The 16,085-nt window shown below is 64.2% G+C and carries 13 protein-coding genes and 1 pseudogene; 3 read left to right on the top strand and 11 right to left on the bottom strand.

Annotation, left to right across the window (positions count from 1 at the left end; all coding sequences use genetic code 11):
- The first annotated feature begins 60 nt into the window (after window positions 1-60).
- Window positions 61-1,515: an SLC13 family permease gene (locus SA190iCDA_RS12525; RefSeq protein ID WP_070888278.1), complete on the top strand. Its 1,455-nt coding sequence runs from the start codon at window positions 61-63 to the stop codon at window positions 1,513-1,515.
- Window positions 1,516-1,659: 144 nt separating this feature from the next.
- Here the strand turns inward: SA190iCDA_RS12525 and argR are convergent, their stop codons facing one another.
- From argR to acs, 6 genes are all read right to left on the bottom strand, one after another.
- Entirely contained in the window at window positions 1,660-2,640 is a 981-nt protein-coding gene (argR, locus tag SA190iCDA_RS12520) for a transcriptional regulator ArgR (protein WP_070888279.1), read from the bottom strand.
- 53 nt (window positions 2,641-2,693) lie between these two features.
- Entirely contained in the window at window positions 2,694-3,458 is a 765-nt protein-coding gene (locus SA190iCDA_RS12515; RefSeq protein ID WP_070888280.1) for an ABC transporter ATP-binding protein, read from the bottom strand.
- A gap of 29 nt (window positions 3,459-3,487) precedes the next feature.
- On the bottom strand, window positions 3,488-4,186 hold the full coding sequence (locus tag SA190iCDA_RS12510) for an ABC transporter permease (RefSeq protein WP_070888281.1): 699 nt from the start codon (window positions 4,184-4,186) through the stop codon (window positions 3,488-3,490).
- A 10-nt stretch (window positions 4,187-4,196) separates the two neighbouring features.
- Window positions 4,197-4,886: an ABC transporter permease gene (locus SA190iCDA_RS12505; protein WP_070888282.1), complete on the bottom strand. Its 690-nt coding sequence runs from the start codon at window positions 4,884-4,886 to the stop codon at window positions 4,197-4,199.
- 150 nt (window positions 4,887-5,036) lie between these two features.
- On the bottom strand, window positions 5,037-5,816 hold the full coding sequence (locus tag SA190iCDA_RS12500; RefSeq protein ID WP_070888283.1) for an ABC transporter substrate-binding protein: 780 nt from the start codon (window positions 5,814-5,816) through the stop codon (window positions 5,037-5,039).
- A 311-nt stretch (window positions 5,817-6,127) separates the two neighbouring features.
- Complete coding sequence (acs, locus tag SA190iCDA_RS12495) at window positions 6,128-8,089, bottom strand: acetate--CoA ligase (protein ID WP_070888284.1); 1,962 nt, start codon at window positions 8,087-8,089, stop codon at window positions 6,128-6,130.
- 245 nt (window positions 8,090-8,334) lie between these two features.
- On the opposite strand from acs, the gene SA190iCDA_RS12490 reads away from it, so the two are divergent.
- Window positions 8,335-9,882, top strand: a complete 1,548-nt coding sequence (locus SA190iCDA_RS12490) for an EAL domain-containing protein (protein ID WP_070888285.1) — start codon at window positions 8,335-8,337, stop codon at window positions 9,880-9,882.
- 64 nt (window positions 9,883-9,946) lie between these two features.
- Here the strand turns inward: SA190iCDA_RS12490 and dctM are convergent, their stop codons facing one another.
- From dctM to SA190iCDA_RS12465, 5 genes and pseudogenes are all read right to left on the bottom strand, one after another.
- Entirely contained in the window at window positions 9,947-11,227 is a 1,281-nt protein-coding gene (gene dctM / locus SA190iCDA_RS12485) for a C4-dicarboxylate TRAP transporter large permease protein DctM (RefSeq protein ID WP_236100852.1), read from the bottom strand.
- Complete coding sequence (locus SA190iCDA_RS12480; protein WP_236100851.1) at window positions 11,224-11,862, bottom strand: TRAP transporter small permease; 639 nt, start codon at window positions 11,860-11,862, stop codon at window positions 11,224-11,226. Before SA190iCDA_RS12480 ends, dctM begins: the two co-directional genes overlap by 4 nt.
- Window positions 11,863-12,168: 306 nt before the next feature.
- Window positions 12,169-12,546, bottom strand: a pseudogene (locus SA190iCDA_RS12475) (VOC family protein).
- 25 nt (window positions 12,547-12,571) lie between these two features.
- Window positions 12,572-13,576, bottom strand: a complete 1,005-nt coding sequence (locus tag SA190iCDA_RS12470; RefSeq protein ID WP_070888319.1) for a DctP family TRAP transporter solute-binding subunit — start codon at window positions 13,574-13,576, stop codon at window positions 12,572-12,574.
- Window positions 13,577-13,664: 88 nt separating this feature from the next.
- Window positions 13,665-14,582: a LysR family transcriptional regulator gene (locus SA190iCDA_RS12465; RefSeq protein WP_070888318.1), complete on the bottom strand. Its 918-nt coding sequence runs from the start codon at window positions 14,580-14,582 to the stop codon at window positions 13,665-13,667.
- Window positions 14,583-14,761: 179 nt separating this feature from the next.
- Here SA190iCDA_RS12465 and SA190iCDA_RS12460 point away from each other — a divergent pair, with 179 nt between their 5' ends.
- The gene (locus SA190iCDA_RS12460; protein ID WP_070888317.1) at window positions 14,762-15,967 is read left to right on the top strand and encodes a CaiB/BaiF CoA transferase family protein; all 1,206 of its coding nucleotides are present in this window, start codon (window positions 14,762-14,764) and stop codon (window positions 15,965-15,967) included.
- Window positions 15,968-16,085 lie beyond the last annotated feature (118 nt).

The raw sequence follows: 16,085 nt of genomic DNA, 5'->3' as shown, positions 1-16,085 counted from the left end.
GCCCCATATAGAGCGTCAGGGGTCATAGTTCTCGGCGAAAAAAACAACGAGAACAAGACAATGAGCAAACCAGAACAATCCAGTGGAGCACTGTTGGCCGCCCGTATCGGCCTGTTTCTCGGGCCTCTGTTACTCCTTGCCTGCATTGCCAGCGAGCCGCCGGCCGGCCTCAGCCGGGAAGCCTGGCTGACCGCCGGCCTTATTGGCCTGATGGCCACCTGGTGGGCGACCGAAGCCATTCCCATCCCTGCTACCGCCCTGCTGCCCATCCCGATGATCCCGCTGCTGGGCATCGGCACCATTCAGCAGGCCACCTCTCCCTACGCCAACCCGACCATCTTCCTGTTCCTCGGCGGCTTCCTGCTAGGGCTTGGCATGCAGCGCTGGAACCTGCACAAGCGTATGGCCCTGCGCACACTGATAGCCGTCGGTAACCAGCCAGCGCGTCAGGTCGGTGGTTTCATGCTGGCCACGGCGCTGGTGGCCATGTGGGTCAGCAATACGGCAACCGCCATCATGATGCTGCCCATCGGCCTGTCGGTCATCAGCATGCTCACCCAGCGGGGCGACGAGCGCGAGCATGAGCGCTTCGCGACCGCGCTGCTGCTGGGTATCGCCTATGCCGCCAGTATCGGCGGCATCGCCACGCTGATCGGCACGCCGCCCAATGCCCTGCTTGCCGCCTACCTGCGCGAGAACCACGATGTGCATATCGGCTTCGGCCAATGGATGCTCATCGGCGTACCGGTGTCGAGCTGCATGCTGGTGTTCACCTGGTGGTGGCTGACCCGCGGCGGCTTCGAGCTGGAGGGTGGCGATAGCCGCGCGATGCTGCGCCAGGAACTCGCCGAGCTCGGCAACTGGTCGGCCGGTGAAAAGCGCGTGGCCCTGGTGTTCGGCTGTACCGCCATGGCCTGGGTTACCCAGCCGCTGCTGTCGCAATATGTCACCGCCCTCGACGACACCTTGATCGCCATGATCGGTGCCATGGCGCTGTTTCTGATCCCGGCGCAGCGGGAGGGGTCGACCCGCGTCTTGCTGATGGACTGGAACACCGCCAACAAGGTGCCCTGGGGCATTCTGATTCTGTTCGGCGGCGGCTTGTCGCTGGCGGGTACCATCACCACCACAGGGCTGGCAGGCTGGATCGGCGAAGGTCTGCAAGGCATCGGCAGCCTGCCCCTGGTGTTGATCATCGGCGTAGTGGTGCTGACCATCAACATGCTGACCGAGATCACCTCCAACACCGCCACGGCCGCGGCATTCCTGCCCCTGGTAGGAGCCCTGGCGGTATCCCAGGGGCTTGCCCCGGAACTGCTGGCCATCCCGGCGGCCATCATTGCCAGTTGCGCCTTCATGATGCCGGTGGCGACGCCGCCCAACGCCCTGGTGTTCGGCACCGGGCTGATGCGCATCCAGTCGATGATCAAGGCGGGCTTCGTGATCAACCTCTACAGCGTGGTGCTGGTGACCCTGCTGTGCTACCTGCTGATCGGGATTATCTGGAGCCACTGATCCGGGCCGGCAGGCAGCCTGCAGCGGGTGGACGCAAAAAGCGCCGGCTACGCGCCCCGGTCCACCCTGGCTGCTGCATGCAGTGGCAGCGTGCGGGGCGCCTAGTCCATGCCCGCGAGATGAGGTGACGATCGAGACGGTTGCCTAGCCGCGCTCCGCAGGCGCCGAGGTCAGCTCGAAGGGGCTGTTGCTGCGCCGCTGGTTGCGGTCTTCCCGCGGCGTGGCGCCGAAGAAGTTGCGGTAGGCGCTGGAGAAATGCGGCCCCGAGGAAAAGCCGCAGGACAGGCCGATCTGGATGATCGACTTGCTGGTCTGCATCAGCAGCTGGCGGGCCTTGTTCAGGCGCAGCTCCAGGTAGTACTGGCTGGGCACGCGATTGAGGTACTGCTTGAAGATACGCTCCAGTTGGCGGCGCGACACGCACACGTGCTGGGCGATCTCGTCGGTGGTCAGCGGCTCCTCGATATTGGCCTCCATCAGCAGCACCGCCTGGGTCAGCTTGGGGTGACTGGAGCCGAGGCGGTTCTGCAGGGGGATGCGCTGGCGCTCGCCCCCTTCACGAATACGCTCGACCACCAGTTCCTCGGATACCGCGCCGGCCAGCTCGGCGCCGTGGTCACGGGCCAGCAGCGCCAGCAGCATGTCCATCACCGCCATGCCGCCACAGGCGGTGAGGCGATCACGGTCCCAGTCGAACAGGTGGCTGGTGGCGATCACCTTCGGAAAACGCTCGGCGAAGTCGTCCTGCCAGCGCCAGTGTACCGATGCCCGGTAACCGTCGAGCAGCCCCAGTTGCGCCAGCGGGTAGACCCCCGCCGCCACCGCGCCCAGGCAACAACCGTTGCGCGCCACCTGCTTGAGCGCCGTGGCCAATGCCGGTGCCACGGCAGCCGGTGGCTCGTCGGCGAGCAGGAACAGCTTGCGATAGCCTTCCAGGCCCGCCGCCCAGGAACTGCCCGGCAGCCGCCAGGCGCCCTCGGCGGGCTCTTCGGCCTGCAGGAACGCCACCTCGTAGACCACCTCCGGATGGACGCGCTGGGCGACGCTCAGGGCTTCTTCCGCCAGCGCCAGGGTCAGGGGCTTGGTGGAGGGCCAAAGCAGGAAGCCGATTCGGGGGGCAGTCATGATGGGCAGGCTGGGCTCTGAAGGCAGTGATAGGTCGGGGATGATAACGCCAACTACTTGAGGCTGCCGCTGAGGAACTGTTGCAGCCGTTGAGATTGCGGGTTGGCCAGCACCTCGCGCGGGTCGCCCTGCTCCTCTACCAGGCCCTGATGCAGGAACAGCAATCCATTGGACACCTCGCGGGCAAAGCCCATCTCGTGGGTGACCACCACCATGGTACGCCCCTCGGCGGCCAGATCTCGCATGACTTTCAATACGTCGCCGACCAGTTCGGGATCGAGGGCCGAGGTGGGCTCGTCGAAAAGCATCACTTCCGGCTCCATGGCCAGGGCCCGGGCGATGGCCACGCGCTGCTGCTCGCCGCCACTCATATGGGCGGGGTAAGCGGCCTTGCGATGGGCCACGCCGACCTTCTGCAGGTAGTGCTCGGCCTTGTCGCGGGCCTCGGCCTTGCCCATGCCCAGCACGTGCACCGGCGCCTCCATGACGTTTTCCAGCACGTTCATGTGCGCCCACAGGTTGAAGTGCTGGAACACCATGGCCAGTCGCGAGCGCAGGCGCTGCAGCTGCTTGTCGTCGGCGGCGCGCAGGGCGCCGCCCTTGCCGGGCACCAGCTTGAGCGCCTCGCCGTTGAGCAGGATCTGCCCGGCATGGGGCTGCTCGAGCAGGTTGATGCAACGCAGGAAGGTGCTCTTGCCGGAACCGCTGGAGCCGATGATGCTGATCACGTCCCCGGCCCGGGCCGCCAGCGATACGCCCTTGAGCACCTCGTGGCTGCCGTAGCGCTTGTGCAGGTCCGTCACTTGGAGCTTGTACATGCTTTTCACTCTTTCAGAAGTCCGAGGGCTCAGGAACGTCGCGGGGCCAGGTAGGCCAGCCAGCGACGCTCGGCCACCTTGAACAGGCGCACCAGGATGAAGGTCAGGCACAGGTAGAACAGGCCGGCGGTGATGAACGCCTCGAACGGCAGGTAGTACTGGGAGCTGACGGTGCGCGCCGCGCCGGTGATGTCGATCAGGGTGACGATCGACGCCAGGCTGGTGGTGTGCAGCATCATGATCACTTCGTTGCTGTACTGCGGCAGCGCGCGGCGCAGTGCCGACGGCAGGAGAATGCGGCGGTACAGCTTGGCCCGCGACATGCCCATGGCCCTGGCCGCCTCGATCTCTCCATGGGGCGTGGCCTTGAGGCTGCCGGCCAGGATCTCGGCGCTGTAGGCGCTGGTATTGATGGCGAACGCTACGCAGGCGCAGAAGGTGGCGTTGGACAGGTAAGGCCACAGCAGGCTCTCGCGCACCGCCGCGAACTGGGCCAGGCCGTAATAGACGAGAAACAACTGCACCAGCATCGGCGTGCCACGAATCACATAGGTGTACAGCCAGGCCGGGCCGTTGACCCAGGGCGAGCGTGAGGTGCGCATCAGCGCCAGCGGAATGGCCAGCAGCAGGCCGAAGAACAATGCGATGGCCAGCAGCTTGAGGGTCACCAGCACGCCGCCGAAATACAGCGGCAGGCTGTCCCAGATGACGGTGTAATCAAAGATCATCGTGCGGCCCTCACAGCTCGGCAGCCTTGGTGCCGACCGAGTAGCGTTTTTCCAGGTAACGCAGGGCCAGCAGCGAGACACTGGTGATCAGCAGGTACAGGCCGGCCACCGCCAGGTAGAAGGTAAAGGGCTCGCGGGTGGCGTCGGCGGCGCTCTTGGCCTTGAACATCATGTCCTGCAGGCCGACCACCGAGATCAGCGCGGTGGCCTTGGTGAGCACCAGCCAGTTGTTGGTGAAGCCCGGGATGGCGAAGCGGATCATCTGCGGCACCAGAATGCGCAGGAACACCTGCAGGCCGCTCATGCCATAGGCCGCGCCCGCCTCGGCCTGGCCCTTGGGAATGGCCATGAAGGCGCCGCGGAAGGTCTCGGACAGATAGGCACCGAAGATGAAGCCCATGGTGAACACACCGGCGATGAACGGATTGATGTCGATATAGTCGTCGTAGCCAAGCATCGGCGCGACCCGGTTCACCATGTCCTGGCCACCGTAGAAGATCAGCAGGATCAGCACCAGGTCGGGAATGCCGCGAATCACCGTCGAATAGGTTTCCCCCAGCACCGCCAGCCAGCGCACCGGCGACAGCCGAAACGCCGCACCGATCAGGCCGAGCACGATCGCCACCGCCATCGAGGTCAGGGCCAGAATCAGGGTGAGCCAGGCGCCCTCGATAATGGACGAGCCGTAGCCGTTGAGCATCCGCTTACCTCATGCGTGCGCCCGCAGGCGCCGGAAATGCAACGCAAAAGTGGCACACGCCGCGAGTCAGCGTGTGCCACCTCCAACAAGAAATCACCATGGCCAGAGCCTGCTGGAACAGCGCAGGCCCGTGCTCGGCAGATCGTGGTGTTACTTGCCGTAGACGTCGAAGCTGAAGTATTTGTCCTGAATGGCCTGGTACTTGCCGTTCTCGCGGATGGCCAGGATCGCGGCGCTGATCTTGTCGGCCAGCGCCTTGTCGCCCTTGCGCACGGCGATGCCCTGGCCTTCGCCGAAGTACTTCTCTTCGGTGAAATCCGGGCCCACGAAGGCGAAGCCCTTGCCGGCCTCGGTTTTCAGGAAGCCGTCTTCGATGTTCACCGAATCGGCGATGGTGCCGTCCAGGCGACCGGCACTGAGGTCCAGGAACACTTCGTTCTGCGAGCTGTAGCGCACGATCTCGGCACCGGCCGGGGCGAAGACATCGGTGGCATAGCGGTCATACACGGAGGAGCGCTGCACGCCGATCTTCTTGCCCTTGAGGTCGCTGGCCACGTCGTTCATCACCGCGCCGCTCTTCATCGCCAGCTTGGCGGGGGTGGCGTAGTACTTGCCAGTGAAGTCCACGGCGCGCTTGCGCTCTTCGGTGATCGACATCGACGACAGCACGGCGTCGAACTTGCGCACCTTCAGGGCCGGGATCAGGCCATCGAACTCCTGCTCGATCCACTTGCACTCGACCTTCATTTCTTCACACAGGGCCACACCGATGTCGTAGTCGAAGCCGGTGATGTTGCCGTCGGGAGTCTTGTAGGCGAACGGCGGGTAGGCCGCTTCGATACCGATACGCAGCGCCTTGGCCTCCTGGGCCATGGTCAGCGGCGACAGCAGGGATAGTGCCAGCGCGCCGAGCAGTGCGATCTTCTTCATGGGGAAACTCCTGACAGGGATGGGGTTTCACTGGCCGCAAGGCAGGTAAAGCCGGGCCATGGAGGGGTGCCTTCGCCAGCGTAACGCAGGGCTGCGGACGGCGCACGGAAGTGCGGCATTCTAGCGATAGCGCGGCAGGCGATATTTCCCAGATGCGACAACTAATTACAGAAGCCGCAGCGGCGCCCTGCAGGCATCTTGACAGAATAAAAATCAGCCAATTCTGACTTGCAAGTCCACCGACGATAGCTCAAAGCGAACGCGCCACGCTGGCGGGCCAGCGCGGGGCGTTCGGGTCCAGGGCGATCAGGTCAGGCGCAGGCGCTCTGCATCGACTTGTGGGTGTCGATCAGGTGTTGCACCACACCCGGGTCGGCCAGGGTGGAGATGTCGCCAAGGCTGTCGTACTCGGCCGTGGCGATCTTGCGCAGGATGCGGCGCATGATCTTGCCCGAACGGGTCTTGGGCAGCCCCGGCGCCCACTGGATCACGTCCGGCGTGGCGATCGGACCGATTTCCTTGCGTACCCAGGCCTTGAGCTCCTGGCGCAGCTGCTCGGACGGCTCCTGGCCCTGGTTCAGGGTCACGTAGACGTAGATGCCCTGCCCCTTGATGTCGTGCGGTACGCCGACCACCGCCGCTTCGGCGACCTTCGGATGAGCGACCATGGCGCTTTCCACCTCGGCGGTGCCCATGCGGTGGCCCGACACGTTGAGCACGTCATCGACGCGGCCGGTGATCCACCAGTAGCCATCTTCGTCGCGGCGCGCACCGTCGCCGGTGAAGTACATGCCCTTGAAAGTCTTGAAGTAGGTATCGACGAAACGGTCGTGGTCGCCGTACAGGCTGCGCGACTGGCCCGGCCAGGAATCGAGGATCACCAGGTTGCCCTCGGCGGCGCCTTCGATCAGGTTGCCAAGGTTGTCGACCAGCGCCGGCACCACACCGAAGAACGGACGGGTCGCCGAGCCCGGCTTCAGCGCAGTGGCGCCCGGCAGCGGGCTGATGAGGATGCCGCCGGTCTCGGTCTGCCACCAGGTGTCCACGATCGGGCAACGCTCCTTGCCGACGTTGCGGTAGTACCAGTCCCAGGCTTCCGGGTTGATCGGCTCGCCCACCGAGCCCAGCAGGCGCAAGCTGGAGCCGTCGGCGCCGGCCACGGCCGCTTCGCCCTGGGCCATCATGGCGCGGATCGCGGTCGGTGCGGTGTAGAGGATGTTGACCTTGTGCTTGTCGATGATCTTCGACACACGGGTCACGTCCGGGTAGTTGGGGATGCCTTCGAACAGCAGGGTGGTCGCGCCGTTGGCCAGCGGGCCGTAGACGATGTAGCTGTGGCCGGTGACCCAGCCCACGTCGGCGGTGCACCAGTAGACGTCGCCTGGTTTGTAGTCGAACACCCGCTCGTGGGTCAGCGCCGCGTACAGCAGGTAGCCGCCGGTGGTGTGCAGCACACCCTTGGGCTTGCCGGTGGAGCCGGAGGTGTAGAGGATGAACAGCGCTTCCTCGGCGCCCATTTCCTTCGGCGCGCAGACGCTGCCGGCGACCTTCATCAGGTCCTCGAACCAGATGTCGCGGTGCTGGTTCCACTTGATGTCGGAGCCGGTGCGCTGCACCACGATGACCTTCTGGATGCTGCGGGTCTCGGGGTTGGTCAGGGCGTCGTCGACGTTGGCCTTGAGCGGGATCTTCTTGCCGCCGCGCAGGCCTTCGTCCGCGGTGATCACCACCTTGGACTGGCAGTCTATGATGCGTCCGGCCAGGGCTTCGGGCGAAAAGCCGCCGAACACCACGGAGTGAATGGCGCCGATGCGCGCGCAGGCCAGCATGGCCACCACCGCTTCGGGGATCATCGGCATGTAGATGGTCACCACGTCGCCACGGTGCACGTCCTGGCCACGCAGGGCGTTGGCGAACTTGCACACCTGCTCGTGCAGCTGGCGGTAGGTGATTTCCTTGTGCTCGGACGGGTCGTCGCCTTCCCAGATGATCGCGATCTGATCGCCACGCTCTTCCAGGTGACGGTCCAGGCAGTTGTAGGAAACGTTCAGGGTGCCGTCGGCGAACCATTTGATATCGACGTGATGGTCGTCGAAGGAAGTCTGCTTGACCTTGGTGAACGGCTTGATCCAGTCGAGGCGCTGCGCCTGCTCGCGCCAGAAGCCATCGGGGTTGATCACCGACTGCTGGTACATGGCCTTGTAGGTGGCCTCGTCAGTCATCGTATTGGCCGCCACCTCGGGGCGCACGGGATACAGGGACGCAGCACTCATTGAATCACCTCGGCTTTATTAATGTTGTTTTTCTATGCCCACATTTGTAACCATCGCCCTCCTGCTCAACCATTCGACCATGGTCTTAGCGCTCCAGAACCTTGGTCGCAGCCCCAGCGGCCAGACCGTGATTACTCGCGAACGCCACGATAATAGGCGTTTGGCACCAATTGCGAGACGCAGCGAGCATTCTTGTCGGACGTCTTTCGCTAAGCTCGTTACAGCCATCCGGACCAAGGATCCTCATGCCCTTCTCCACCCTTCGCTCGCGCGGACGCGCTCGGCGGCTGAGCACCTCGCTGAGTGTGGCGGCGCTGCCACTGCTGCTGGGCATGCCACTGATGTACTGGCAGGCCGCGACGCTACTGACTGATCGCGCACAAAAGAGCGCACTGGGTGCCCAGGCACAGCTTGAAGGGGTACTCGACAATGCGGCGCAGGCGGCTAATGCGGTGGTCGAACTCGCGGGCCGCTCCTGCACAGAAGTGGAACCGCAACTTCGTCGCGAGGCCACCGCCAGCCCCTTCGCCCGCTCGGTCAACCTGGTGCATGATGGCATCATTTACTGCACCTCGCTGATGGGCCCTTACGACATTGCCGAAGAGCCTGCCGCCTACAGCGACGGCCGCCTGCGCTTGATGCCGGGCAACCCGGTCACCCCGGAACGCGCCGTGCTGGTCTACCGACAGAGCGATGCCAACGGCAGCGTGCTTATCGGTATCGACGGCCAGCACCTGAACAACCTGCTGCAGGTCAATGGCCAGGAAGTGCCCCTGCAGCTCTCGGTCGGCGCGAACTGGATGACCGCCGATGGCCTGGTCAGCCAGAGCGCAGTGATGCAAAACACCGACTACCCCTTCAGCACCCTGTCTTCGCGCTATCCGTTCAAGGTACTCGCCAGCTATCCCGCTGGCGCCTCGCTGCAGTACATGCGTGTCCACTATGTGCCGCAGTTCCTGCTGTTTCTGGTGCTGGGCGCGCTGGCCGGCACTGCGACCTATCGTTTCAGCCTGCGCTCGGCCTCGCCCAGCGGCGAGCTGCAGCGCGCCCTGGAAGCCGGCGAATTCATTCCCTACTACCAGCCGCTGGTGGATGCTCGCAACGGCAGCTGGGATGGCGTGGAAGTGCTGATGCGTTGGCAGCATCCCAGAGAAGGCCTGGTGCCGCCGGATCAATTTATCCCCCTGGCCGAGCGTGTGGGGCTGATCGTACCCATGACCAGCGCGCTGATGGGTCAGGTACGCGACGACTTCGCCAGCCGGGTGGAGCAGCTGCCGCCAGGCTTTCATATCGGCATCAACATCACCGCGGCGCACTGCCAGAATCTGCATCGGCTGGAAGAGTGTCGCGACTTTCTGGCGGCCTTCCCGGCCGGGCACATCAACCTCGTGCTGGAGCTCACCGAACGGCAGATGATCACCTCCACCCCAGTGACCGAACAGCTGTTCGCCCAGCTGCGCGAGCTGGGCGTGCGCATCGCCATCGATGATTTCGGCACCGGCCACTCCAGCCTCGCCTACCTGCGTGAATTTCGCGTCGACTACCTGAAGATCGACCGCAGCTTCGTCTCCCTGATCGGCTCAGACGCCCTGTCCCGGCATATCCTCGACAACATCCTCGACCTGGCGGTGCGCCTGGAGCTCGGCCTGGTCGCCGAAGGTGTGGAAACCGTCGAACAGAGTACCTACCTCAGTCAGCACGGCGTGCAGTTCCTGCAGGGCTACCTGTTCGCCAGGCCGATGCCGGCACCGGCGTTGTTCAAGGCTCTGGAAATGCCACCTCGGCCTGGCTGAAACATGGAAAACCCGGCACTGGGCCGGGTTTCTGGGTCAGGGGATCGACGTCAGGCCAGGGTGCTTACATGCCCAGCCAGTTCGGCAGCCCCAGGGAGATGAACGGCACATAGGTGACCAGCAGCAGGAAGCCCAGCATCACCAGCAGCCATGGCGATACGGCGCGTACCACGCGGGTCAGCGGCATGCCGGTGACCGCCGAGGTGACGAACAGGTTCAGGCCCGTCGGCGGCGTGATCAGGCCGATTTCCATGTTCACCACCATGATGATGCCCAGGTGGATCGGGTCGATGCCCAGTTGCATGGCGATCGGAAAGAGGATCGGCGCCAGGATCAGGATGATCGCCGACGGCTCCATGAAGGTACCGGCGATCAGCAGCACGATGTTCACCACGATCAGGAACTCGATGGGCGAAAAGCCCTGCTCCACGACCCAGGCGGTGATCGACTGCGGGATCTGCTCGGTGGTCAGCACGTGGGCGAACAGCATGGCGTTGGCGATGATGAACATCAGCACCACGCTCAGCTTGCCGGCCTCGATGATCACCTTCGGGCATTCGCCGATGGTCATGTCCTTGTAGACGAAGATCGCCACGAACGCGGCGTATACCGCGGCCACCGCTGCGGCTTCGGTCGGCGTGAACATGCCCGAGTAGATGCCGCCAAGGATGATCACGATCAGCAGCAGCCCCCAACCCGCCTTGCGCCCGGCAACCAGGATCTCCTTGAGCGAAGCGCGCGGCAGCGACGGCATGTTCTGCACGCGGGCCATGATGTAGATCACCACCATCAGCACCAGGCCGAGCAGCAGGCCGGGTACCACGCCGGCCATGAACAGCTTGCCCACCGAGGTTTCGGTCGCGGTGGCGTAGACCACCATGACGATCGACGGCGGAATCAGGATGCCCAGGGTGCCGGCGTTACAGACGATGCCGGCAGCGAAGTCCTGCTTGTAGCCCGAACGCACCATGCCGGCGATGACGATCGAGCCGACCGCGGCCACGGTGGCCGGGGACGAGCCGCTCAGCGCGGCGAACAGCATGCACGCCATGATCGCGGCGATGGCCAGGCCGCCCTTGATATGACCGACGCAGGCGTTGGCGAAATCGATCAGGCGGCGGGCCACGCCGCCGCTGGTCATGAAGGCGCCGGACAGCAGGAAGAAGGGAATGGCCAGCAGCGTGTAGTGCTCGCTGGTCTCGAACAGCTTGATCGCCAGCGAACGCACCGAGTCGTTACTGAAGAACAGGATGGTCATGGCCCCGGACAAGCCCAAGGAAATCGCCACCGGAATGCCGATGAACATCAGCACGAACAGGGCGACGAACAGAAAGGCAATGGTCATGCGCGTGTCTCCGCCTTGTCGTTTTCAGCCAGCTTCACGGCATCGTCCACTTCGCTGTGCAAGCCCAGGCCTTGTTGCTTGCCTTGCAGCACGCGAATGAAGATTTCCAGGAAACGTACGAACATCAGGGCGAACCCGATCGGCACGATCATCACGATGTGCCACTGACGAACACCGAAGCGATCCAGATCCTCGGCGCCGGTGCCGACGCTGTACAGCACGGCAACCCACTGCTCGCTGGAATAGGTCATCAGCGCGCAGTAGCCCAGGCAGATGAGCAGTGCCAGGATGGCCATCAGGCGCTGATTGGCGGGGCTGAACTGGCGCACCAGCAGGTCGACGCCGATGTGCGCGCCGATGCGAACCCCCCAGGCCAGGCCGACGAAAATCAGCCAGCCGAACATGGCCTTGGTCAGCGCCACGCTCCAGGTCATTTCCTGGGCCACGTAGAGGATGCTGTCGCCGATGGCGAACATCGCATCGTTGGCGAAAGGCAGCGAATCTCCCAGCGAATAAAACACGCCGTAGATGTTGTTGAATACCACGTACGAAAAAGTGACCAGGGTCATCGCGGCGAGAAGAAAGGCGATGGCGACTTCTTCGAGGCGACTCCACAGGCGCTGCAAAGCTTGCATCAGCGGTCTCCCAGAGAGGGTTGTTGTAATTGTTTTGGCAAGCCGACTCTAAACCCGACGTTAGCGGGCAGATATTCACGATTAGTAAACGCGGCCTTCGGTCTTGGCGAATAGCTCACGCCGGACAGCGCCCAGTGCTGTCGAAGCGCCAGGATCGGCAAGATCAAGGCGATAGCGGACGTTCCCAGCGTAGGGTGGACAACGCTCTTTTTGTCCACCATTGCGCTCGCAGAGCGGTGGACGGATGAAGCGTCGTCCACCCTACGAACGGCCGCTCCCGCCACCTAGCAGCCTTCATCGCAGAACTCACACCAGCTCGGAGAGCTCGATCAGGTTCAGATCGGGGTCGCGCAGGTACACCGACCGGATCGGGCCGGTGGCGCCGGTGCGCATCACCGGGCCCTCGATGATCGGCCAGCCGACTCGCTACAGATGGGCGATCACCTCGTCCAGGGGCTGGCTGGCGATAAAGCACAGATCCAGCGCACCCGGTAACGGCAGATGAGCCTTGGGCTCGAACTCCTGGCCGCGCACATGCAGATTGATCTTCTGGTTGCCGAAACAGAACGCCTGGCGGCCACTGCCAAAGGTTTCCAGGCGCATGCCCAGCACCTCGGTATAGAAATGCGTGGTCGCCTCGGCATCGGTGGCGGTGAGTACCAGATGATCCAGGTGGTCGAGCATGCCAGCCCTCCTCTTTGTTCTCTGCTTACTGGGCGGCAGCGTTGGCCGCCTGGGCCGCCTCGATCAGGTCGCTGCCGATCTTGCCTTCGTATTCCTTCCACACCGGGCGCATCACCTCACGCCATTGCTGGCGTTCTGCATCGGTGAGCACGATCAGCTCACGCTTGCCATCGGCAAGGATCTGCTGCTTGTCCCGCTCGTTCAGCGCCAGCGCCTGCTTGTTCACCTCGCGGGTGACTTCATCGATGATGCCTTTGAGCTCACCACGAATATCGTCTGGCAAACCGTTCCAGAACTTCGCATTGGTGATCAGCATATAATTGCCGACCGCGTGGTTGGATTCGATCATGTACTGCTGCACTTCATAGTGGCGCTGGCTGTAGATGTTCGACCAGGGATTGTCGGAAGCGTTGATGACCCCGGTCTGCAGACCCTGGTAGATCTCGGCGAAGGCCATCTTGCGCGGCACCGCACGCAGCGCGCTGATTTGCGCAGCCTGCAGGTCAGACGGCTGCACGCGGAATTTCATCCCGCGGGCGTCGCTCGGCAGGTGCAATGGCTTGTTGGCAGTGAACTGGCGCATGCCGTTGAGCCAGTAGGCCAGGCCGAGAATGCCGTTGTTCTCAAGGCTGTGCAGCAGCTCCTGGCCCTTGGGCGATTGCTCGAAACGCTGGGACGCGGCGGCATTGTCGAACAGGAACATCAGGTCGAAGATCTGCACCCGCGGCTGGTACTTCTCCAGCTTCACCGGGGCGGGGGCCAACAGCTGCACGTCACCGAGCAGCAGCGCCTCCATCTCCTTGCCATCGCCGAACAGCGAGGAGTTCGGGTACACCTCCACCCGCGCCTTGCCGGCCAGGCGCTCCTTGACCAGTTTCTGCAGCATGCGCGCGCCCTGCCCCTTGGGTGTCTGGTCGGACGCGACATGGGCGAACTTGATGACGATTTCCTCGGCCTGAACGGCTGCGCCGAAGGCCATGGCGGTGGACAGCAGCGCGCAGGACAGGCTGCGGCAGAGCAAGCGGGACATGAGGCGATCTCCTGTTGTTATTGGTACGGGGGCCTGGGCCACCGGATGCCTTTGTTCGCGACGAACTCTACTGCAGCCCCAGCGCCGACTAAATTCTTGATTGGCCAAGCCTGCCTTCGCCGTTGCCGAAGGCAAGGTGATCGACCATCTGCCGGGAGATCAGCGACAGGTTGTCGTAATGGCGCACGCAGATGTTCAGCTCGCGCACCGCCCAGGCGTCCTCGATCGCCACCGCACGTACCGCCATGCTCGGCAGATAGGTGCGCACCGCCTGCTCGGGCAGTACGCCGATGCCCAGGCCGGTATGGATCATCCGGCAGATGGCCTCGAAACTGCGAACCTGGATACGCACCCGCAGATGCACACCGGCCTGCTGCGCCGCCTCGCTGAGCAGGCTGTGCAGCGAGGCCTCCTTCTGCAGGCCGATAAAGTCGTAGCCAACGGTTTCCGACAGCGTCACCCGCTCGCGAGCCGCCAGCGGATGCCCGCTGGGTACCACCAGCACCAGGCGGTCGTGACGGTAGGGAAACACCTGCACGCCATCGGCCTGCACATGACCGGCGAAGATGCCGATATCGGTCAGCCCTTCGCGCACCGCGTGGATGATCTCGCTGCTGACCCGCTCTTCCAGGTCGATGCGAATCTGCGGGTGCTCGGCGCTGAAGGCCGCCAGGTCCTCGGGCAGAAAGGCGATCACCGCCGAGGTGTTGGCGTGGATGCGCACATGGCCGTTGATGCCCTCGCTGAACTCGCTGAGGTCGGCCTGCATGTGCTGGATGTTGTCCAGCAGGTTGCGCGCATGGTGCAGCAGCGCATCACCGGCCGGCGTCAAGGCCACGCCCTTGGGCTGGCGATACAGCAAGGGCGTGCGCAGGTGCGCCTCGAGGTCGCTGATGCGCTTGCTAACCGCCGCCAGCGCCAGATGCTCGCGCTCGGCGGCGCGGGTCAGGCTGCGCTCGTCGGCGATGGCGACGAACAGTTTGAGGGTGGTGAAATCCACACGCATGGCAGGCTCCGCTTCGTGGCTGACGAAAGGCCGGTGCCCACGTTGAGGGCACCGGACAGCAGTCGGCACCATAAGCCTTCGTGTAGCACGAAGCCAGACTTGGCGATTGACTGATTGCGGCGGGCCGCGCCCTGGGCGATGCTCGGCGCCATCGTACCCAAGTCATCGGGAAGCCGCACATGCCTGCCAACACAACCGTTGCACCCATGGCCCTGGCCGGCCTCAAGGTCATCGAAATGGGCCAGCTGATCGCCGGGCCGTTCGCCAGCAAGCTGCTCGGCGAATTCGGCGCCGAGGTGATCAAGATCGAGCCGCCGGGCGTCGGCGACCCGCTGCGCAAGTGGCGCAAGATCAAGGACGGCACCTCTCTCTGGTGGCACGTGCAGTCGCGCAACAAGCGCTCGCTGACCCTCGACCTGAAGCAGGCCGAAGCCCAGGACATCGTGCGTAAGCTGATAGCCGAGGCCGACATCCTGGTGGAGAACTTCCGTCCGGGCACACTGGAAGGCTGGGGCCTGGGCTACGAGGCACTGAAGGCGATCAACCCGCGACTGATCATGCTGCGCATTTCCGGCTACGGGCAGACCGGCCCCTACCGCGACCTCCCCGGTTTCGGGGTGATCGGCGAAGCCATGGGCGGCCTGCGCCACCTCTCCGGCTACCCCGGCCAGGCGCCGGTACGGGTCGGGGTGAGCATCGGCGATTCGCTGTCCTCGCTGTACGGGGTGATTGGCGTGCTGCTGGCCCTGCAGGAGCGAGCGCGTAGCGGCGAAGGCCAGGAGATCGACGTGGCCCTGTACGAGTCGGTGTTCGCCATGATGGAAAGCCTGGTGCCCGAATACGACGCCTTCGGCTACGTCCGCCAGCCGGCCGGCAGCGCCCTGCCCGGCATCACCCCGTCCAACTCCTACCCCTGCAACGACGGCCGCTACGTACTGATCGCCGGCAATGGCGACAGCATCTACAAGCGCCTGATGAGCCTGATCGGCCGCGACGACCTGGGCAACGACCCGCGCCTGGCGCAGAACGACGGGCGTAGCCAGCACGCCGAACTGATCGATACCGCCATCGGCGAATGGACGGCCCAGCGCGGCCGCGACGAGGTGATCGAAGCGCTCGAGGGCGCCCGGGTGCCGGCCGGCTATCCCTACACCGCCGCCGATATTGTGCAGGACCCCCATTACCTGGCGCGGCAGATGATCGAGCAGGTGCAGACCAGCGTCGGCCCGCTCAAGGTGCCGGGCGTGCTGCCCAAACTCAGCCGCACACCGGGGCGCATCGGCGCTGGCGGCCCGCAGTTAGGCGAGCACAACGACGACATCCTCGCTGGGCTTGGCCTCAGCGCCGAGCAAGTCGCTGGCCTGCGCGAACGGGGGATCATCTAAAAGCAGCTGCAAGCTTCAAGCGGCAAGCCTCAAGAAAAAGGGCTCCAAGCTTTTACTCGCCGCTTGCAGCTACTCCCGAGGACTACCCATGAACAAACGCCTCTATATCGTAGGGTGG

Origin of the sequence: Pseudomonas argentinensis, assembly GCF_001839655.2 — a bacterium.
GTDB classification, from domain to species: domain Bacteria; phylum Pseudomonadota; class Gammaproteobacteria; order Pseudomonadales; family Pseudomonadaceae; genus Aquipseudomonas; species Aquipseudomonas argentinensis_B.
Note: the sequence above shows the minus strand (reverse complement) of the source record. Positions and strands in the feature narration are given on the sequence as shown.